General features: G+C 70.2%; 21 protein-coding genes. 17 read left to right on the forward strand and 4 right to left on the reverse strand.

Annotated elements, in window-relative coordinates; genetic code table 11:
- Positions 1–29: 29 nt before the first annotated feature.
- Both ACWCQ1_RS17085 and ACWCQ1_RS17090 read right to left on the reverse strand, forming a co-directional pair.
- Positions 30–1,274 (reverse strand): hypothetical protein, encoded by a 1,245-nt coding sequence (locus tag ACWCQ1_RS17085; protein ID WP_358594404.1) that lies wholly within the window; start codon positions 1,272–1,274, stop codon positions 30–32.
- Positions 1,275–1,347: 73 nt separating this feature from the next.
- Positions 1,348–1,860: a SigE family RNA polymerase sigma factor gene (locus tag ACWCQ1_RS17090; RefSeq protein ID WP_133048981.1), complete on the reverse strand. Its 513-nt coding sequence runs from the start codon at positions 1,858–1,860 to the stop codon at positions 1,348–1,350.
- A 209-nt stretch (positions 1,861–2,069) separates the two neighbouring features.
- On the opposite strand from ACWCQ1_RS17090, the gene ACWCQ1_RS17095 reads away from it, so the two are divergent.
- A complete protein-coding gene (locus ACWCQ1_RS17095) occupies positions 2,070–2,435 on the forward strand; it encodes a hypothetical protein (protein ID WP_451026813.1) in 366 nt (121 codons plus the stop codon).
- 9 nt (positions 2,436–2,444) lie between these two features.
- Here the strand turns inward: ACWCQ1_RS17095 and ACWCQ1_RS17100 are convergent, their stop codons facing one another.
- On the reverse strand, positions 2,445–4,136 hold the full coding sequence (locus tag ACWCQ1_RS17100; RefSeq protein WP_358594398.1) for a chitinase: 1,692 nt from the start codon (positions 4,134–4,136) through the stop codon (positions 2,445–2,447).
- Between the two features lie 305 nt (positions 4,137–4,441).
- On the opposite strand from ACWCQ1_RS17100, the gene ACWCQ1_RS17105 reads away from it, so the two are divergent.
- From ACWCQ1_RS17105 to ACWCQ1_RS17180, 16 genes are all read left to right on the forward strand, one after another.
- Complete coding sequence (locus ACWCQ1_RS17105; RefSeq protein WP_358594576.1) at positions 4,442–5,251, forward strand: hypothetical protein; 810 nt, start codon at positions 4,442–4,444, stop codon at positions 5,249–5,251.
- Positions 5,252–5,329: 78 nt separating this feature from the next.
- Entirely contained in the window at positions 5,330–6,040 is a 711-nt protein-coding gene (gene cpaB, locus ACWCQ1_RS17110; protein ID WP_133048983.1) for a Flp pilus assembly protein CpaB, read from the forward strand.
- Between the two features lie 9 nt (positions 6,041–6,049).
- Complete coding sequence (locus ACWCQ1_RS17115) at positions 6,050–7,306, forward strand: AAA family ATPase (RefSeq protein ID WP_358594395.1); 1,257 nt, start codon at positions 6,050–6,052, stop codon at positions 7,304–7,306.
- Positions 7,303–7,695, forward strand: a complete 393-nt coding sequence (locus tag ACWCQ1_RS17120; RefSeq protein ID WP_133048985.1) for a TadE/TadG family type IV pilus assembly protein — start codon at positions 7,303–7,305, stop codon at positions 7,693–7,695. Before ACWCQ1_RS17115 ends, ACWCQ1_RS17120 begins: the two co-directional genes overlap by 4 nt.
- 1 nt (position 7,696) lies before the next feature.
- Positions 7,697–8,059, forward strand: a complete 363-nt coding sequence (locus ACWCQ1_RS17125) for a TadE/TadG family type IV pilus assembly protein (protein WP_358594392.1) — start codon at positions 7,697–7,699, stop codon at positions 8,057–8,059.
- A 21-nt stretch (positions 8,060–8,080) separates the two neighbouring features.
- A complete protein-coding gene (locus tag ACWCQ1_RS17130) occupies positions 8,081–9,418 on the forward strand; it encodes a CpaF family protein (RefSeq protein WP_133048987.1) in 1,338 nt (445 codons plus the stop codon).
- A 10-nt stretch (positions 9,419–9,428) separates the two neighbouring features.
- A complete protein-coding gene (locus ACWCQ1_RS17135) occupies positions 9,429–10,373 on the forward strand; it encodes a type II secretion system F family protein (protein WP_451026814.1) in 945 nt (314 codons plus the stop codon).
- Between the two features lie 36 nt (positions 10,374–10,409).
- Positions 10,410–11,297 carry a DUF5936 domain-containing protein gene (locus ACWCQ1_RS17140; protein ID WP_358594387.1) on the forward strand — a complete coding sequence of 296 codons (888 nt, stop codon included), beginning with the start codon at positions 10,410–10,412 and terminating at the stop codon, positions 11,295–11,297.
- A 17-nt stretch (positions 11,298–11,314) separates the two neighbouring features.
- On the forward strand, positions 11,315–12,844 hold the full coding sequence (locus ACWCQ1_RS17145) for a sensor histidine kinase (protein WP_358594384.1): 1,530 nt from the start codon (positions 11,315–11,317) through the stop codon (positions 12,842–12,844).
- 103 nt (positions 12,845–12,947) lie between these two features.
- A complete protein-coding gene (locus ACWCQ1_RS17150) occupies positions 12,948–13,793 on the forward strand; it encodes a response regulator (RefSeq protein WP_451026815.1) in 846 nt (281 codons plus the stop codon).
- A gap of 130 nt (positions 13,794–13,923) precedes the next feature.
- Positions 13,924–14,154, forward strand: a complete 231-nt coding sequence (locus ACWCQ1_RS17155; RefSeq protein ID WP_451026816.1) for a hypothetical protein — start codon at positions 13,924–13,926, stop codon at positions 14,152–14,154.
- Complete coding sequence (locus ACWCQ1_RS17160; RefSeq protein WP_451026817.1) at positions 14,151–14,744, forward strand: pilus assembly protein TadG-related protein; 594 nt, start codon at positions 14,151–14,153, stop codon at positions 14,742–14,744. Before ACWCQ1_RS17155 ends, ACWCQ1_RS17160 begins: the two co-directional genes overlap by 4 nt.
- 34 nt (positions 14,745–14,778) lie before the next feature.
- Positions 14,779–15,363, forward strand: a complete 585-nt coding sequence (locus ACWCQ1_RS17165; RefSeq protein WP_451026818.1) for a hypothetical protein — start codon at positions 14,779–14,781, stop codon at positions 15,361–15,363.
- 8 nt (positions 15,364–15,371) lie between these two features.
- Positions 15,372–16,001 carry an OmpA family protein gene (locus tag ACWCQ1_RS17170; protein ID WP_358594376.1) on the forward strand — a complete coding sequence of 210 codons (630 nt, stop codon included), beginning with the start codon at positions 15,372–15,374 and terminating at the stop codon, positions 15,999–16,001.
- Between the two features lie 155 nt (positions 16,002–16,156).
- Positions 16,157–18,205, forward strand: a complete 2,049-nt coding sequence (locus ACWCQ1_RS17175; RefSeq protein WP_451026819.1) for a hypothetical protein — start codon at positions 16,157–16,159, stop codon at positions 18,203–18,205.
- Positions 18,202–19,041 carry a hypothetical protein gene (locus ACWCQ1_RS17180; RefSeq protein WP_358594371.1) on the forward strand — a complete coding sequence of 280 codons (840 nt, stop codon included), beginning with the start codon at positions 18,202–18,204 and terminating at the stop codon, positions 19,039–19,041. The genes ACWCQ1_RS17175 and ACWCQ1_RS17180 overlap by 4 nt, the downstream gene beginning before the upstream one ends.
- Positions 19,042–19,055: 14 nt before the next feature.
- On the opposite strand, the gene ACWCQ1_RS17185 is transcribed toward ACWCQ1_RS17180, so the two are convergent.
- Entirely contained in the window at positions 19,056–19,433 is a 378-nt protein-coding gene (locus ACWCQ1_RS17185) for a DUF192 domain-containing protein (RefSeq protein ID WP_358594368.1), read from the reverse strand.
- Positions 19,434–19,518: the final 85 nt, after the last annotated feature.

Below are 19,518 nucleotides of genomic sequence, written 5' to 3' on the forward strand. Positions count from 1 at the left end.
TCCGCCCGCGCGGGTCGCTGTTCGGCCCGTCACTTCCACCACTTGGGGCTGAGGGCGATCGCCCTCAGCTGCTTCATGGTCAGGGCGGGGGTCTTGCGGGTCGCCGGGGTGTCCTGGGCGCCGGAGTTGAAGGCGCTGATCACCACCCGCCGCCCGTCCTTGCGCAGGGTGTCGACGGTCCACCACACGACGCCCGCGCCGCCCTTCTCGCCGGGCCGCTGGTGCAGGGCGACCTTCGTCCCGTCGGGCAGCGTCTCGGAGCCGGAGCCGAACAGCTCGGCCCCGACGTCCGACATGTCGGCCTGGACGTTGACCTGGACGAGGCTCTTGCCCTTGCCGTCGTCCAGGACGAGGTAGCCGAAGCCGGTGTCCTGGCCGCTGTCCTCGGACACCGTGAACTTCCCCGCGGGCAGCAGGCTCCTGAGCATCGGGGCGACGGACACCGTGCTCCGGGAGGCGGTCGCAGTCGGCTCGGCGGCCGGCGCGCTCGGGTCCCGCGGGATCGCGTCGACGGCGTCCCGCCAGGGGCCGGCCGCCGCCAGCTGCCTCAACTGCGCGGCGGACAACGGAGGTTCGGGCCGTGTGAGGGGCGAGTCCTTCTCCGCCGCCGCGTTCCATTCGCCGACGCTGATGTGCCCGCCCTCGGGCGTGACGAGTTCGGCGGTCCAGTACTTGGTGTCGACGCGGCGGTCCGGATACTCGTACCCCTGCAGCACCATCACCACCGAGCCGTCCGACAACCGGGTCGTGCCGCACGCGTCGTAGTGCACATACGCCTTGCCCGGGCACTCGGTGGTCTGCCGTGCCTGGTCGCTGCCCGGCTCGATCCGGTCGAGGCCCACCTCGATCGCCGCCGCGCCCTTCCCGTCGTCGTACACGAGGTGCACGAACGGTCCGAGCTTCTCGTTCGTGCCGCGCGCCTGCGCCTGGCTGAACTTGCCTTGCGGGAGCAGCTTTTCCAGGGTGCGGATCAGCTGGTCGGCGGAGACGGGGTCGGGGGCCGGCTCGGGGGTGTGCCGGGAGGTGCCGACCGTGGCGGTGGCCCGCGGCGGGGATCCGGCGCCCGGCAGGAGCAGCGCCCCGCCCACTCCGACGAGCGCGAGGGAGGCGGCGCCGCCCACGACGGCGGCCCGGCGCCGCAGCAGGCGCCGGCGGCCGATGCGGACACCGGCGGCGACGAGTTCGGCCCGGTCGGTCGCGAAGGCGCTGCCCGCCTGGTGCAGTTCGGCGGTGAGCCGGTCCTCGAAGGGGTCGCTGTACTGTTCGACGGGCATGGGGGACCACCGTTTCGCTGAGGGTTGACGTGAGGTGGGTCGAGGTGAGGTGAGTGGGCTGAAGTGATGTGGGTCAGGGGCGGGCGTACTCGCCGAGGTCCTCGCCGAGCAGCTCCCGCAGCCGCCCCAGCGCCCGCACGCACCGCGTCCGTACGGCGGCCGAGCTGGCGTTCATGACGTCGGCGGTCTCCTCGACGGAACGGTCCTCCCAGTACCGCAGGACCACCACGGCCCGGTCCTTGGCGGCGAGCCGGCCGAGCGCCTCCAACAGCGTCAGCCGCAGCGAGGGGTCCCCGTCGGGGGCGCCGTCGGGCAGTTCGGGGAGTGTGTCGGTGGCCTGCTCGGTGCTGCTGCGTCGCCGCTGGTGGGCGAGGAAGGTCCGGGTGAGCACGGTCTGGGCGTACCCCGCGGGGTTGCCCACCCGGGACACCCGGCCCCATCTGACGTAGAGCCGGCCGAGGGTCTCCTGCACCAGGTCCTCGGCGAGATGCGTGTCCCCGGCGGTCAGCAGACAGGCGGAGCGGTACAGATGCCCGGCGCGGGCGGCCGCGAACTCGGCGTACTCGTCCGCACGTGCCTGTCTCATACCGTCTTCCCCCTGCCGCGGCGCCGCTCTCACTTCATTGATGCGGTGGCACCGGGGAAATGTTTCACACGGGATCGACGAACAGGATCGACGAACAGGATCGACGAACGGGACCGACGGACGGGACCGACGGACGGGACCGACGAACGGGATCGATAAGGTGCACCGCCCGCTCGATCACCGTGACCGCCCCTCGCGACGGAGGCCGCATGACCAGTCCACCGAGCCCACCGCCCCCACCGGGCTTCGGCCCGCCCCCACCGCCGCACGCCTTCTCCCAGCAACCACCCGCGCCCGCGCCGGAGTTCCTGGCGGTCGACCGCGACTACTCGATCCTGGTCGACTCCGCCGGTGTCGCCTTCGACGACCACGGTCTGTCCGTCGACTTCGGCTGGCACGAGATTCGCAGCGTCCACTACAAGGCCGGCCCCTCCGGAAAGACCCTCATGGTCGCCGTGATCCACGTCGACGGCACGTTCTACGAATGTGCCGTCGACGCGAAACGCCGGGAGCGGGTCCAGGAGTGGTTCGCACAACTGGCCTTCGTGCTCGGGTACTACCGCCCCCTGGGCTGATCCCGGCCTCTACGGCAGCGCGTGCACATGCGGTCCGACCGAGCCCGACCAGGAACCGCCCGCGGCCGCGTCCCAGTTGGTGGACCAGGTCATCGCGCCCCGCAGGTCGGGATACGTCTTCGAGGGCTTGAAGGAACCGCAGTTCGTGCCCTTCGTGAGGCAGTCGAGGGCGTTGTTCACGACCGTCGGGGAGACGTAGCCGCTGCCCGCGGCGCTCGTCGAGGCGGGCAGGCCCAGGCCCACCTGGGACGGGGAGAGGCCGCCCTCCAGCTGGATGCAGGCGAGCGCGGTGAGGAAGTCCACCGAGCCCTGCGAGTAGACCTTGCCGTCGCAGCCCAGCATGGAACCGCTGTTGTAGTACTGGGTGTTGACGACGGTCAGGATGTCCTTGACGTTCAGCGCGGTCTGGAAGTAGCCGGCCGACGTCGACTGCATGTCGATGGTCTGCGGGGCCATGGTGATGACGAGGGACGAGCCGGCCTTCGCCGACAGGGACCGCAGCGCCTGGGACATGTACGTCGGGTTGAGGCCGTTCTCCAGGTCGATGTCGACGCCGTCGAAGCCGTACGTCTGCATCAGCGAGTACACCGAGTTGGCGAAGTTCGTCGCCGAGGCGGAGTCACTCACCGACACCGTGCCGTTCTGCCCGCCGACCGAGACGACCACCTTCTTGCCGGCCGCGTGCTTCGCCGCGATGTCCGCCTTGAACTGGTCGACGGTGTACCCGCCGAGCCCCGCCGAGTCGAGGGTGAAGCTCACCGCACCCGGCGTGGACGTCGCGTCCGCGAACGCCACCGCGATGATGTCGTACTGCGCGGAGACGTCCGAGATCTTCTGGACCGTGGCGCCGTTGTTGAAGTTCTGCCAGTACCCGGTCACCGCGTGCTTGGGCAGCGAGGTGCCCCCGCCCGTGCCGCTGGTCGCGGTCGTGCCCGTGACCGCCGCCGACTTCGCCGACTCACCCGCCGAGTTGGTGGCGGTGACCTGGAAGGAGTACGAGGTGGCGGCCGCGAGCCCGGTCACGGTCGCCGAGGCGCCGGTCACCGCGGTCACCTTCGTGCCGTTGCGGTAGACGTTGTAGCCGGTGGCGCCCGAGACCGCGGTCCAGGACAGGGACACCGACGAGGACGTCGTACCCGAGACCGCGAGGCCGGACGGCGTCGCCGGAACCGTCGGGGCCGGGTCGCCGCCCCCGCCGCCGTCCGGGCCGAGGACGGACACGTCGTCGGCGTAGTAGGCCGCCTGTCCGTACCAGCCGTGGGTGTAGACCGTGACGGACGTGGTGGCCGCGCCCGTCGTGAAGCTCGTCGTCAGCTGCTTCCACGAGGACGAGTCCGGCGTCCAGGTCGACACGTCGGTCGTGCCCGTGCCCGTGACGCCCAGGAAGGCGTAGCCGCCCTGCACCCAGGCGCTGAGCGAGTACGTCGAGTTCGGTTTCACGGCCACCGTCTGGGCGCACTGGGCGTTGTCCTGCCCGGCCGGTGTCGCCTTCAGCGCGGCCGAGCCGCCGTGCACCGGGGAGGAGACCGTCGTACCGCTGCCGGCGGAACAGGTCCAGTTGCTCAGGCCGGACTCGAAACCGGCGTTCTTCGCGTTGTTGACGTCCGCTGCGGACGCCTGGCCCGCGCCCGCGAGGGACAGGGCGAGGGCGGCGGTGACGGCTGAGGACCAGAGCCGTGTCGATCGTCTCAGTGGGGACATGACAACAAGTTGGTCCAGACCAATCCGGCTGTCAAGAGGTCCAGACCAACTCGGCCGTCCGGCGCCGGCTCGCTTCGGTGCCGGCGAGATGCTCAACCTGCCCCGTTTTGACGTGTCTTGTGAAACGGCAGTTGCCCATCAGCTACAGAAACGCTGTTCTCCGGTCACAGAGGCGTGGATACAGTGCTGAGGTAGTCACGCAGTGAAGTCATATCGGTGTACCGGAGTAACCCCGCCCCGGTGGGCCGACGGCGTAACACGGGGAGCTGCGCGTGCCAACTGCCATTGCCGTGACCAGTGCCGACATGGCGCTGCCGCCGCTGGACGAACGGACCCTGCCCGCCGTCGTCCTGCCGGACCTCGACCGACAGCCGCTCGACCAGGCGCTGTCCGCCGTCCAGGGCCTCGTCGACCAGTACGGGCATCTCGTCGTCGTGTCCTCGCGCGCCGCCCCGCCCGGAGTGGAACGCCGGCTGCACACCATCCGCTCCCTCCTGGAGAGCGACCGTATCGCCCTGTTCCGGCCCGATCTGCCCCCGCTCGGACTGGCCGTCCTGGCCCGGCAGTTGCGGCAGCTGGCGTCCTGCGACCTCTCCCCGGGCGTCCTGGCCTCCGCGGGCCGGCTGCTCACCCACTACATCCACGCCGGCGCGCTGCTCGGCTCCGTGGCCCGCCTGGACCGCGTCCCCGTGGGTCTGAGGTCGCACGCCAAGTCCTGGGTGCCCGGCAGCCACTTCGCGGTCCTCGCCCACCCCGAACCGCAGTTGGTGAAGCTCGGCCCCACGGCCGCCCTGGCGGGACCGGAGTTCGGCACCTGGATGCTGGTCGCCAAGGGCCAGCTCCAGTCGGACTGGGTGAGCGCGACGCTGGCCAAGCAGTGGAACGTGCAGGGGCTCAGGGAGACCGTCCCGCCCGCCGAGTCGGCGACCTGGTGGGGGACGAACAAGCTGGTCGAGTTCGCGACCTTCCTCCCCGACCTCTCGGTCCTCTACCAGCTGGTGGCGTCCGTCCGGCAGAGCAGCTGCCACTGGTGCGGCATCGACGTCATCGGCGACCGCTGCGTGTTCTGCTCCGCCACGCCACCGCTGCTGGAGAACCAGCTGCCGGCCGGGTGAGTCCCCAGCGCCCCCCCCCGCACCGCCCGACCGATCCCATTCCGCCCGACCGATATCCCCAATGAGGTTGTACGGCACATGAACTCCCGTCAGCGCCGCGGCGTGCTCCTCCTGCTCCTGTCGGTCCTGTGCGCCCTCGGCGCGTTCGCCGGCGTCCTGTCCGTCATCAGCGACGTGAAGTCCAAGGTCGGCCCCGAGGTCACCGCGTACCAGGTGAAGGACAACATCGCGCCGTACACCCAGCTGACCGCGGGCCAGTTCGAGAAGATCAAGATGCCCGAACGGTGGCTGTCGCACAACGCCATCACCGATCTCGACGCCGTCCGGGGCAAGATCGCCGTCACCACACTGCGGGCCGGGTCCCTGCTGCAGAGCGACATGATCGTCGACCAGCCCGCTCTGCAACCGGGTCAGCAGGAGGTCGCCATCATGATCGACGCGGCGACCGGTGTGGCAGGCAAGATCACGCCTGGTTCGACGGTCAACGTGTACGCCACCTTCGCGGGCGAGAAGGAGGGTGATCCCGCCCAGTCCAAGATCATCGTAACAAACGCGAAGGTGCTGGACGTGGGCGAGATCAAGGCGCTCGATCCCTCCGCGAGCGACAAGAACAACCAGCAGCCCACCGACGAGGTCCCCATCACCTTCGCCCTCTCCACCCTCGACGCCCAGCGGATCACCTACGCCGAGTCGTTCGCCCAGCGGGTCCGGCTCGCCCTGGTGGCGCCGGGCGGCAGCACCACGGTCCCCGACAAGGACCGGACGTACCAGCTCGCGAAGGACAAGTGAGAGGCCCCCATGCCCACCAGGATCCTCCCGGCAGTCGGGGACGCGGACGCGGTCCGTTCCATCACGACGCTGCTCAGCCAGCTCCCGGACGCCGAGCCGGTGGCCCCGGTCGTCGACTCCACCCAGCTCGTCGACACCCTGGCCCGGCTGGCCGCCGAGTCCATCGACGAACTCCCCGAGGTCGTGGTCGTCCACGAGCGCATCGGCCCCGTCCCCGCCCTGGAACTCATCCGCGAAGTGGCCCTGCGCTTCCCGGCGGTGGGCGTCATCCTCGTCACCTCGGACGCCAGCCCGGGACTCTTCCAGGCCGCGATGGACTACGGCGCACGCGGACTGGTCGCCCTCCCGCTGAGCTATGAGGAGCTGGCGAGCCGCGTCCAGGCGGTCGCCCAGTGGTCGGTGGGCGTACGGCGCCATCTGGGCTCCGGCGGCGACGTGTTCACCGGCGTCGGCGGCACCGTGGTCACCGTCAGCGGCGCGAAGGGCGGGGTGGGAGCCACCCTGACCGCGATCCAACTGGCGCTGGCGGCCCAGGCCTCGGGCCGGAGCACGGCCCTGGTGGACATGGACCTGCAGACCGGGGACGTGGCGTCCTACCTCGACGTCCAGTTCCGCCGCTCGGTCGTCGACCTGGCCGCGATCACGGACATCTCGCCCCGGGTGCTCGCCGACGCCGTCTACCGGCACGACACGGGGATCGCCCTGCTCCTCGCACCGGGCGAGGGCGAGCGGGGCGAGGAGGTCACGGACCGGGGCGCGCGGCAGATCGTCAGCGCGCTGCGGTCACGGTACGAGGTCGTGGTCATCGACTGCGGGGCGCAGCTCAGCGGGGCGGGCGCGGCCGCCGTCGAAATGGCGGACATGGCCCTGCTCGTCACCACCCCGGACGTGGTCGCCGTCCGTGGCGCCAAGCGGGCGGTACGGATGTGGGACCGGCTGCAGATCCGCAAGGCCGAGGAGACGACCGTGGTCGTCAACCGGCACAGCCGGGCCACCGAGATCCAGCCGCAGCTGATCCAGAAGATCACCGGCACCGCGGTGGCGGGGACCGTGATCCCGGCCAACTTCAAGGAGTTGCAGGGCGCGGTGGACGCGGGCCGGGTCCATGAACTGGACAGCAGGGGCGTGGTCAAGCAGGCCCTGTGGTCACTGGCCGGGGAGTTGGGGCTGGTCAAGGCGGCCGAGGCGGCTCACCGGGGCGGCGGGCGGTTCCGGGGCGACCGGGGCGCGGTGAGTTTCCGGCGCCGGAGGGAGGGCGGGGGATGAGGAGGCCCGGGGCCGTGCGGAGAGGGGACAGCGGTCAGGTCGCCATCGAGTTCCTCGGCATGACCCCGCTGATCATCGTGACGCTGGTGGTGCTGTGGCAGCTCGTGCTGGTGGGGTACGCGTACACGCTCGCGGGGAATGCTGCGGACGAGGGGGTACGGGCGGGCACGGCCGCTCACCGGGGGGAGCGCTTCGGCGTGTGCGAGCAGGCGGCGCTGAAGGACCTCTCGGCGTCCTGGCGGGGAGGAACCACGGTGGACCAGTGCGGCGGCACCGGCTTCGTGACCGCGGACGTGTCGATACGGGTCCCGCTGCTCTTCCCGGGCGCGGTCTCCGTCCCCATCACTGTGCACGGACACGCGGGCGCGGTGGAGGAGGTGAAGGACTGAGATGCCGTACGACCGCACACGTCACCGCCCGCGTCGGGACCGGGGCCAAGTGGCCATCGAGTACCTCGGGTTCATCCCGGTGCTGCTGCTCGTCGCCCTCGCCGGCATCCAGCTCGGCCTCGTCGCCTACGCCGCCCAGCAGGCCGGCACGGCGGCCCGGGCGGGGGCTCGGGCCGCCTCCCTGCGCCAGGACGCGGGCGCGGCCTGCGCGGACGCCGTCAGCAGCCGGCTGACGGTGCGGTGTTCCCCCGCGGTGGGGAGCGACTCGGTGACCGTGACCGCCTCCGTGCGCATCCCGAAACTCTTCCCCGGACTGGGGGACTACGAGGCCAGCAAGACCGCCACCATGCCGCTCGACCACTGAGGCACGCGAGGAGCACGCACCATGAGCCTGCGGGCACGTATCAACGCCCCCGAGGAGAACGGCCATCGGGGCGAGGACGGCCACATGGTCGCCTCGTACCGGGCCAAGCTCCTGGAGGAGATCGACCTCGCGGAGATGTCCTCGCTGGCCGCCGCCGAACGCCGGGCCCGGCTCGAGCGGGTCCTCGGGCACATCATCAGCCGCGAGGGCCCGGTGCTCTCCACGGTGGAACGCTCCCAGCTGATCCGGCGGGTGGTGGACGAGGCACTGGGCCTCGGGATCCTGGAGCCGCTCCTCGAAGACGCGTCCATCACCGAGATCATGGTGAACGGACCCGACGCGATCTTCGTCGAACGCGGCGGCCGGGTGGAGCAGTTGCCGATCCGCTTCGCCTCCCACGACCAGCTGATGCAGACCATCGAACGCATCGTCTCCACGGTCAACCGGCGGGTCGACGAGTCGAACCCGATGGTCGACGCCCGTCTCCCCTCCGGCGAGCGCGTCAACGTGATCATCCCGCCGCTGTCCCTGACCGGCGCGACCCTCACCATCCGCCGCTTCCCCCGCTCCTTCACGCTCCAGGAGATGGTCGGCTTCGGCTCGCTCGACGAGCACATCCTGTTCCTGCTCGCGGGCCTGGTGCAGGCGAAGTTCAACATCATCGTCTCCGGTGCCACCGGCACCGGCAAGACCACCCTCCTCAACGCCCTCTCCGGCCTGATCCCGGAGGGCGAACGCATCATCACGATCGAGGACTCCGCCGAACTCCAGCTCCAGCAGTCCCACGTCATCCGGCTGGAGTCCCGCCCCCCGAACGTCGAGGGCAAGGGCCAGATCACCATCCGCGACCTGGTCCGCAACTCCCTGCGCATGCGCCCCGACCGCATCGTCGTCGGTGAGGTCCGCGGCGGCGAGTCCCTCGACATGCTGCAGGCGATGTCGACCGGCCACGACGGCTCACTCGCCACCGTGCACGCCAACAGCGCCGAGGACGCGCTGATGCGCCTGCAGACCCTGGCGTCCATGTCCGACGTCGAAGTCCCCTTCATCGCCCTGCACGACCAGATCAACAGCGCCGTCGACGTCATCATCCAGCTCACCCGCTTCGCCGACGGCGCCCGCCGCGTCACCGAGATCGCCCTGCTCGACAGCCACGGCGGGGAGCCGTACCGCCTCGCCACCGTGGCCCGGTTCAACGCCCAGCCCATGGCCCCGGACGGCCGGATCTACGGCGCCTTCCAGCACTTCCCGCTCACCCGCCGCACCGCCGACCGCCTCTACATGTCCAACCAGCCCATCCCACAGGCCTTCGGCGTCGCCCGGTCCGCTGACGAGCTGGCCACCCGAGAAGCCAGGTAGGTGCCGTCCCATGGATCTGCAGAACCTCGTCACCCTCACCACCGGCATCACCCTGCTGACCTGCGTCCTGGCCGTCATGGGCGTGCACACCTACGCCACCGGCAAGGCGGAACGGGCCGCGCTGATCGAACGGCTCGCGCACACCGGCCAGATCCCGGCCGGCGGCCGCGCGCGCCGCTTCCGGACCCTCGACCGGCGGCTGCGCCGCACCCGGCTCGGCAAGAAGCTGGAACTGAGGCTCGCCGCCACCGGCCTCGACGTCACCCCCGGCGAGTTCTTCGCCTACATGCTCGCCACCGTCGCCGCCCTGTGGCTCATCGGACAGGCCTCCCTCGCCCCCTTCTTCGGCCCGCTCGCCGGGCTGCTCGGCGTCGGCGTGGCCGTGCAGTTCCTCAACTGGCAACGGCAGAAACGCATCGAGAGGTTCATCAACCAACTCCCCGAACTCGCCCGCATCCTGGCCAACGCGACCCAGGCCGGACTCGCCCTGCGGACGGCGATCGGAATGGCCGCGGAGGAACTGGAGGCACCGGCCGGCGAGGAACTGGGCAAGGTCGCCGACCAGTTGGCGATCGGCCAGTCCATGGACGAGGCCCTCGGCGACCTCGCCGACCGGCTGCCCTCACGCGAACTGGTCGTCCTCGTCACCACGTTGGTGCTCTCCAACCGGGCCGGCGGACAGGTCGTCGGCGCGCTGCGCAACCTCACGGAGACGCTGGAGGAGCGCAAGGAGACCCGGCGTGAGATCCGCACCCAGCTCTCCCAGGTCACCATGACCTCGTACGCCGTCCCCGCCCTGGGCGTGGGCGCCCTGTTCCTCATGAACGGGGTCAAGGACGGCGCCCTGGACCGGATGACCGGATCGCCCGTCGGCCAGGCCTGCGTGATCATCGCCTTCGCGCTCTACGCCGTCGGCTTCGTCCTGATCCGCCGTATGTCCCGCATCGACGTCTGACCCGCCCGACAGTTCTCCGCCGAGGGGAGGAAAGAAATGGCACTTCTGCTCGCGGCCGTCATGGGCCTGAGCGTCTGGGGCGTCTTCGCCGGGATCCGCATGTACCGCGCGGAGGCCAAGCTGCCGGGTGACCTGGTGCTCGCCCTGGAGGTGGGCGCCACCCGCACCGGTGCGGTCGACTCGCTCATCGACCGGCTCGGCATGCGGTACGCGCCCGCCGTCCTGCGCCTGATGGGCCCCACCCTGGTCGCCAAGTACCGCCGCAAGATCGACCTCGCGGGCAACCCCGGCGGCCTCACCATCGACCGCTACGCGGCCCGCCGCGCGGTCTACGGCTTCCTCGGCGCCGTCGGCTTCCTGGTCTTCCTGATGCGGGGCCAGTACTTCGTGGCCCTCCTCCTGCTCGCCTTCGGCGCGTTCTGGACCGAGGTCGGCATCTGGGCCGCGATCCGCATCCGCAAGGACGTGATCGAGCGGACCCTGCCCGACTTCCTGGACGTACTCGCCGTCGTGGTCAGCGCGGGCCTCGGCTTCCGCCAGGCCCTGGACCGGGTGGCCTCCCGCTACGAGGGCCCCTGGGCCGACGAACTCCGCATCACCCTGCGCCAGATGGACCTCGGCATGAGCCGCCGCCAGGCCTTCGCCGAACTGCGCCGGCGCAACGACTCCGAGCAGGTGGCGATGTTCGTGACGGCCCTGCAGCAGGGCGAGGAACTGGGCGCCCCGATCGTCGACACCCTGGTCTCCCTGGCCAAGGACATGCGCCGTACGGACGCCCAGAACGCCCGCCGCAAGGCCGCGCGGGCCGTCCCGAGGGCCACGCTGATGATCACCACGTTCATGGTGCCGGCCACCCTGCTCCTGCTCGGCGCGGGTCTGCTGCTGGGCTCGGGCACCGACTTCGGCACGATCACGGGCAAGTAGCGGGGGAGGGCGCGGACATGGCGACGACGAGGGAGGCCACCGGGCTGCTGTGGCGCCGGCCGAGGACGCCGGAGATCACCACCCCGCCGGCCGGCACGGTCCTGCCGGACCACGTGCGCACCGGCGCGCCCGACATCCCGGTCACCTCGGTGACTCCCGCGCTGCCACCGGGATGGGCCCCGGCGGACGCGACCCCCCTGCCGGGCGTGCCACGGCAGGCCACCCGCGCGGACCGCGAGCCGCGGACGCCACAGGAACCGGCCTCCGCGGCACCCGCACCCGGCGCCGAAGGCCGCCGCCGCAAGGCCCCCGAGGCCCCGACGCTGCCCATCCAGCTCAACGCCCTCCAGGCCATGTGCCGACAGGTCTTCGGCTTCCGTCTGGCCATGATCAGCCTCGCGGCCCCTGCGGCCCTGCTCAACGCGTCCCCCGGCCTGGCGACCCGCCTCGTCGGCGCCGCCGTCGTCGTCACGTTCATGGGCTCGTACGTCCTCTTCCGCGACTGGGAGCGCTTCGGCCCGCTCCTGCTGCGCCACCCGTCGCTGCTCGTCGTGGACACCCTCTTCGGCTTCCTGCTCCTGGTCTCCGCGGGCCCCGACACGACCCTCGCCTACGTCGGCGTCTGCACCCCGCTGCTGGCGGGCATCGTCTACAGCTGGCGCGGCGCGGCCTGCTTTGCCTCGCTGCAGTCGCTGATCCTGCTGATGGTCTACGCGACGAGGAAGGACCTGCACGGCAACCTGGCCGAGGCCCTGCTGCTGCCCGGCCTCTGCGTGATCGCGGGCGCGGTCGGCTCCTCTCTCCGCGGCCTGATGCTCCGCTTCGGCTCCGCGACCCAGGCCCTGACCCAGGTCCAGGCCCGGCTGGCGGTCACCGAGGCGGTCAGCGCCGAACGCGCCCGGCTGGCCCGCGAGATGCACGACTCGGTCGCCAAGACCCTGCACGGCGTGGCCCTCGCCGCCGACGGCCTGGCCGGCTCGGCCGGCAGCGAACGCATGAACCCGGCCCTGGTCAGACAGCAGGCGGAACTGGTGGCCCGCTCGGCCCGCCGCGCCGCGTCCGAGGCCCGCGAACTCCTCACCGACCTGCGCCGCGAGAACGACCCGGACCACGGCACGGACGTCCTGGTCGAACTGGCCGCCCGCACCCGTGACTTCAGCACCCGCACCGGTCTACGGGCGGCCTACCGCCCGATCGGCGAACACGCCGTACCCCCCGTCCCGCCCGCCGTCGCCCGCCAACTCCTCACCATCGCCACGGAGGCCATGGAGAACGCCCACCGCCACGCCGCCCCGACCCGGGTGGAGGTCAACGCGGGCGTCCACGACGGCCTGCTGCGCATCAGCGTGTACGACGACGGCAAGGGCCTGCCTCCCGGCACGACCCTCGAACAGCTCCGCCGCGCGGGCCACTTCGGCCTGGTCGGCATGGTCGAGCGGGCCGCCTCGGTGGGCGCCCGCATCCGCATCGGCCGCGGCGGCCACCCGACGGGCACGGAGGTCCGCCTGGAACTCCCGCTGGCCGCACTGACGACGGAGACGGCGTGAGGACGACCGAGTAGCACCGAATGAGACTGCTAAGGACCGAACAGGACCAAGTGGCACCCAGTACGACGTCCGAGTCCCCCACACCCACGAGAGGAGGCCGCAGATGCCGGAACAGACCTTCCCCCACCCCGGCGCGTCGCAGCCGCCGCCGAACCCGTTCCAGGAACGCGCGGTCCCCGCACCGCTCAAGGTCGTCGTCGCGGACGACAACCCCGTGGTCCGCGCGGGCCTCACCGCTCTGCTCTCCGGCCGCGAGGACATCACGGTCGTGGCGGAGGCGGCGGACGGCCGCGAGGCCTACGAGGCGGCCCGCCGACACCGCCCCGACATCGTCCTCCTGGACGTCCGGATGCCCGGTGTGGACGGCATCTCGGCCCTTCCGTACCTGGTGCCGATCGCGCCGGTCGTGATGCTCACGTACAGCAGGGAGTCGGAGATCGTCCAGGAGGCGCTGCGCCGGGGCGCGGTGGGTTACCTGGTCCACGGCGAGTTCACGGCGGACGAACTGGTGTCGGCGGTAAGGGACATCAGACAGGGCCGCCCCCACCTCACGGCGACGGCGACGGGGGCGCTGCTGGCGCAACTGCGCGAGACGCGCCCGACGTCGGCGGAACCGTTGCCGGAGGGCCTGGGAAGTGCGACTGCATATGCTGACGCCCCCTCATTCCCCTTGCGGGGAGGCAATCAATCCAAATCCCCTTCGCAAACGCAACCATCTGTGGCACAGTTGAGGAAGTGCTACCAACTCAGCACGAGGGAGGCGGAGATCATGGACCTCATCGCGTCCGGCATGACCAACCAGCAGATCGCCGCCATGTGCTTCATCAGCGAGAAGACGGTCAAGAACCACATCAACCGCATCTTCGCCAAGCTCCACAGCACCAGCCGCGCCGAGGCGGCGGCGAAGTGGCTCGGCACGGCGCCCGGTTCGGGCCGAGGGCTGGGGTGAGCTGCCGTGCCGGGATGGGGGAGCGTCTGGGTCCGGGATTGGGCCCGCGATTGGGCCCTGGGGCCCTCTGGTGAGCGGGGTGCCGCGGCGTACGGTTCCGGCGTCGGAAGCGAACCCGGAGGGGACCACCATGAGCGACCTGATGCTGGAGAAGGCCGTGGCGGCCAAGGTGCGTGTGAACGGCTGGAAGAACACGACGGTCGAGGCCATGCAGCGTCGCGCCGCCGACAAGGGGCAGACCGCGGTGGAGTATCTGGGGATCATCGCGGTGGTTGTGGCGATCGTGCTGGCGGTTACGGGTACGAACATCGGTCAGACGATCCTGCAGAGGATCCTGGCGCAAATCAACAAGATCGTGTGAGGCTTCCGTCTCGATTTCGCGACGCAGGGCAGGCCTTCCCCATCTACATCATGGTGGTGGCGGGCCTGCTCTTTCTTGCGTTGGCCTACTTCGCGGTCGGTCAGGCGGCGGTGAATCGAAACGGGGCTCAGACAGCGGCCGACGCGGCCGCCCTGGCGGCTGCACAGCAGACCCGGGACGAACTCGCGGGCCAGTGGACCACGGACATCCTGGACCCAACGAAGTGGGGGGACATCTTCAAGGGCGTCGGTGCGGTCGACGGATGCGGGCGCGCTGGTCAGCTGGCCGCGCAGAACGACGCTCGTTTGGACTCCTGTAATCCGGGCGTGCTGACATACACGGTGGCAGTCACGACCAACAAGCCTGTCGGGCAGTCCGTCGTTCCGGGCACGGAGAACATGAAGTCGGACGCGCACGCCACCGCCGTGATCGAGTCGCTCTGCGAGTTCCAACTGCCGGGCGGGGGAGCTGCGGGCACCCCGCTGCCGGAGCTCACGTGCAAGGACGGCAGGAAATGGGACCCGAACCCGGATGATCCGACGAGCCTCCCCAAGCCTCAGGACCTTTTTGACGTCCACCTGACCGAGTGACAAGCGAACGATGAGTGAAGAAGGAAGCAGAGTGATGAGCATTCGGTTCACCGCGAGGGCAAGCAGGGGGATGGTCGCGTTGACCGTTGTGGCCGGGCTGGCCCTCGGTGTGGCCGGCTGTGGCGGTGGTGGTGGCGGCGACGACAAGAAGCCGGACACATCGGCGTCCGCCTCCAAGGACAGCGGATCCGAGCCGAGTGCTCAAGAAGGCCAGTCAGAGGCGCCTATGGCCGAGTTGAAGGGCCAGGACGGACTGCTCCTCCAGCTCACCACTGCCACACGGGACTCGGGCGGCTTCGTCACCGTGAACGGGAACCTGAAGAACGACGGGGCGAAGTCCGTGGTCGTGCCTCCCCAGATGAGCGGGGACGAGACCGAGATCGTCAAACACGGCATTTCCCTCGGCGGTGCCACCCTCGTGGACTCGCAGGGGAAGAAGCGCTACTACGTACTGCGTGACACGGAAGGCCGGCCGCTCACCACAACCGGCTTCGCCACACTCGAGGCAGGTCAGTCACTGCCCGTCTTCATGCAGTTCCCTTCTCCCCCGGCGTCCACGACAGAAGTCACGTTCCAGCTGCCCACCTTCTCCAGCGGCACGATCAAGATCTCCGGGTGAGGCCGACCGTGACCACCACTCCACGCCTCCCCCTCGTCGTCGCGGCGGCGGCCCTCATGGTCGCCACGAACCTGGCCGGCATCGTCACGGCCCACGCCGATGACAGCCCCACCACCGCCCCCGACACCGAGGCCTCCGCCTCCGCCCCGGTCAAGATCGACCCCAACGACCCCGACCTCAAACTCCCCGAGGGCGGCACCCTCGCCGCCCCCAAGGTCCTGGACATCAAGTCGGTCGTCGAGGATCAGTCCGGCGACGAACGCCGGGAGGACACCAACACCGAAGTGACCTTCGCGCTGCAGGCCGAGGTGCTGTTCGCCAAGGACAGCGCAAAGCTGAACGCCGACGCGAAGGCACGCATCGCCGCGATCGCCGAGGAGATCAAGAAGCAGAACGCGACCCAGGTACGCGTCTTCGGCTTCACGGACAACCTCGGCACCCACGCCCACGGCGTCGTCCTGTCCAAGCAGCGCGCCAACGCCGTACAGGCCGTCCTGGACGACGACCTGAACGACCCGAACATCACCTTCGACGTACGCGGCTACGCCGAGCAGTACCCGATCGCCGACAACTCCACGGAGGACGGCCGCAAGAAGAACCGCCGCGTGGAGGTGACGTTCCCCCGCTCGGAGAGCTGACGCCCACGCACCAAAGCGCGCAGACCCCAACCACCCCATTTTGGGTGCCGATTTGGGCCCCCGGACCCATCTCGGGCGCCCCGCCTCCTCCCTACCCTCGGCCAATGTTGCGGACCAACAGCGGTGCAGCCGCAGGAGGTTGAGGAGGAGGGGGCATGGCGTCGGGCGGGGGAGTGGCGGAGTGGCCGGGGATGGGGCGCGAGCCCGCGGAACGTGGGGAGCCGCCGCGTTCACTGTCGGTGGCCTTCGTCCTCCTCCACGTCCTCCTGGCCTTCACCGTCCTCGGCGCCCTCGGCATCCTCCTCACCACCGCCTCGTACGACACCCTCGACGCCGGAGTCCTCGCCCGCGTCGCCTACGCCGCCGCCCCCGGCACCCTCGGCTGGTGGCTCGCCCGGCGCAGCCGACAGGGCGGCCCCTGGGTCCGGCGCGGCCTCGTCGCCGTACAGGCATGGCTGATCCTCGGCGGCCTGGCCAATCTCGCCGCCGGTTCCGGCCGCGCGGGCCTCCAGCTCTTCCTCCCCACCGTCATCCTCTGCCTCCTGCTCCAGTCGGAGAGCAGGCAGTGGTACGACACTCCCACCCCCGACCGCGCCGACCGCCGCCCCTTCTCCCTCGCCCGCATGATCCGCTGGCGCCGCGACGACGGCCAGACGGCCGTCGAGTACGCCGGCCTGGTCGCGATAGTCGCCGCCATCATCACGGCACTGCTCGTCAGCAGCCTGGGCACGCAGATCTACGGCGGCATCGGGGCCCAGGTCTGCAAGGTCACCGGCATGGCCTGCCCGGCCCCCGCCGGGGGCGGCGGAACGGACGTCAGGGCGGGCAAGGGCGACGGCACGGGCTCGACCGCCGGCACCGGGAACGGCGACCCCACCGGCAACGGCCAGAACCCCACCGGTGACAAGAAGACGACCCCCACCACCGGCGGCAACGACGGTGATAAGCACCCCGGCTGCTTCTCCGGAGTCGGCGCCTTCTTCGGCTGCGCCGGCGACCAGATCAAACAGGTCGGCCAGGGCATCTTCGTGGACGGCGTCTGGGGCGACCTCACCGGCATCTACGACATGGCCCGCCACCCCCTCGACACCGTCAAGGGCATCGGCGACTACGGCAAACAGCTCGGCCACGACTGGATGAACAACTCCAAGGACGCCCGCGACAAGTGGTCCAAGGGCGACTACCTGGGCGCCGTCCTGGGCTGGGGCGGCTCCTCGCTCAAGACCGGCGGAACCGTCCTCTACGACATGTTCATCGGCAAGGACACGGCGGACGACTGGAACAACGGCCACAAGACCCGCGCCGTCAGCCACGTCCTGTGGAACATCGGCTCCCTCTTCATCCCCGGCTACGACGGCGCCAAGGTCGTCGAAAAGGTCGGCGACCTCGGCAAACTCGGCAAACTGGGCAAGCTCGCGGAGGAAGCGGCCGAGGCAGCGGAGGAAGCGAAGCGAGCCGCCAAGGCGGGGGACGTGGCGGGCGCTGAAAGGGCGGCGAAGGAGGCCGACGAAGCAGCCGAGGAAGCAGAGAAGAAGGCCAGGCAGACCGGCTGCACGATCTCAGCACCGCGCCACCCCATCCCGTACGACGGCACGGCCCCGGACATCAGCGGCAACGTAACCGGTTCCGCCGGCACCGGAACCACGATCCTCGCGTCGGGCGGCGGCGGGTACGTCGTACTCGCCGAGGATGGCTGCGACGAGGAAGCCAAGAAGGCGGCCGAGGAGGCGCGCAAGCAGGCCGACGAGGCGGACAAGGCGGCCGACCGGTGGCAGGCGGGAGACGACGTCGCCGGTCCTGCGGCCGGGAAGACGCTGAGGTTCCCCAACAAACGGCACACGGTCGGCGGAGCGGGCAGCGGTCAAGTCAAGGAACACAACACAGTGATCCTGCGAGGAAACGAGAACCTGGTTCGCTCGGACATCGAGGGAATCGCGAAGGGGCGTGCGAAGCTCCTGCCCGACGGAAACACGTACGAGATCAACGGCCGCCGATACCGAGTCGAGGACACCGGAACGGTTTTCCCGGTGTCCGGCCCGGGATTGGTCGACATGGACCGCATTGAATACGCTGCCCTGAAGGAGATCGTCCGGAACAAGGGCGATCTGGGCAACTCACAAGCACTTCGGCGTGACCCGAAGTTCGTCAACAACCCGGACAAGGTCGCGAAGGCCAAGCAGGTGTATGACGGGACGTACAAGTGATCGCGAACCTCTTCACCGTCGCTGAACTGGAGTCGTCGGCACTTCGACAGGCCCTGGCGGGGCTACTGGTTATGGCGGATGGGGCGGTGGACGTCACCGATCTGGACGGGGACCAAGAAGTGCGCCGCTGGGACGCTCCTGTCCTGTGTACATACCGCGTACTGCCGCCTGGCGACCTGGCCCTGGAACTCGAAGTCCAGATCGAGGACGAGACGGCCGGCGAGCTGGATGAGAGAGCCCTCGCCCAAGGCCTCGCGGCCCGTACGGCGACGTCGGTCCTTTACCCCGCCCCGGACATCGAACTCGACAGCGCCTACCTGGTCGCGACGGCGGACGGCCGGACCGTGCGCTGCCGACTGGAGACGATCGACTCGGACGAGGACACGACGTACCGGGTCGACATGGTGGAGGAGGCGGTGCCCGATCTCCCCCGGGCGACGGTGGAACCCCTGCCCGAAGTCCTCGACCACGAACCCCTTCCGACCCCCGTCTCCGACGCCTTCCTCGCCACCTGCCCCACGGGTACGACGTCGAGTGTGGAAGGTCGCGTCCACTACGCCTTGCGCGTATGGGAGAGGCTCGCCCGCCGACTCGAGACGGAGCGGAACCCCGCAAAGGGATACCGGGAGGACCTGTTCAGGCGTGACCTGGAAGCCCGCGACGACCTCGAGCGGCTTGTCCATCAGCTCGACGGCGCGCACGCTAAGGGCCTGCGGTCTGCAGTCGCCGACATCGACCGCGTCTTCCGCGCCCACACCGTTTCCGGACCGGGCAGGGATCCCGAGCACTGGTGGCGGCACCGGCGAGTGGAGCGAACTCCGGGGCAACCCACCTGATCCTCCGTTCGCGATCAGGCGTCGCCGACCACGACATCCACCCGCACCCCGACCCTGATCCCCCAGCCCGCCATGACCCCCGCTTCAGCCTCCAGCACATGCCGTGACCGGAGCCGCGGCAGCCCTAGTCGGCCCGGCTTCATCGTCCGCACGGCGACGACCTTGAGGCGGCGGTCGAGGTAGGCGACGTCGATGGGGATGCGCATACGAAAGGTGTGAATGCTGTTGGCCGGTGACAGCAGGAGAACACCGTCAACGGAGTCACGTCCCAGCAATCCTTTGGTGCGCGCCCGATAGGAGGTCGCGATCTCCAGCGGTACCGAGACGTCATCCCCCTCCTTCCCGACCCGCACGACCAACTTCCCCCGCCCGTCCCGCCACCGCCGCGCCATCCCCGGAACCTCCCAGCCCCGTCGCCCTGCCCGCTACGCCACGGAGCGACCGTATCCGCGCCCATCACGAAATGCGGGCGGCGTC

This window comes from Streptomyces sp. NPDC002144, assembly GCF_053593695.1.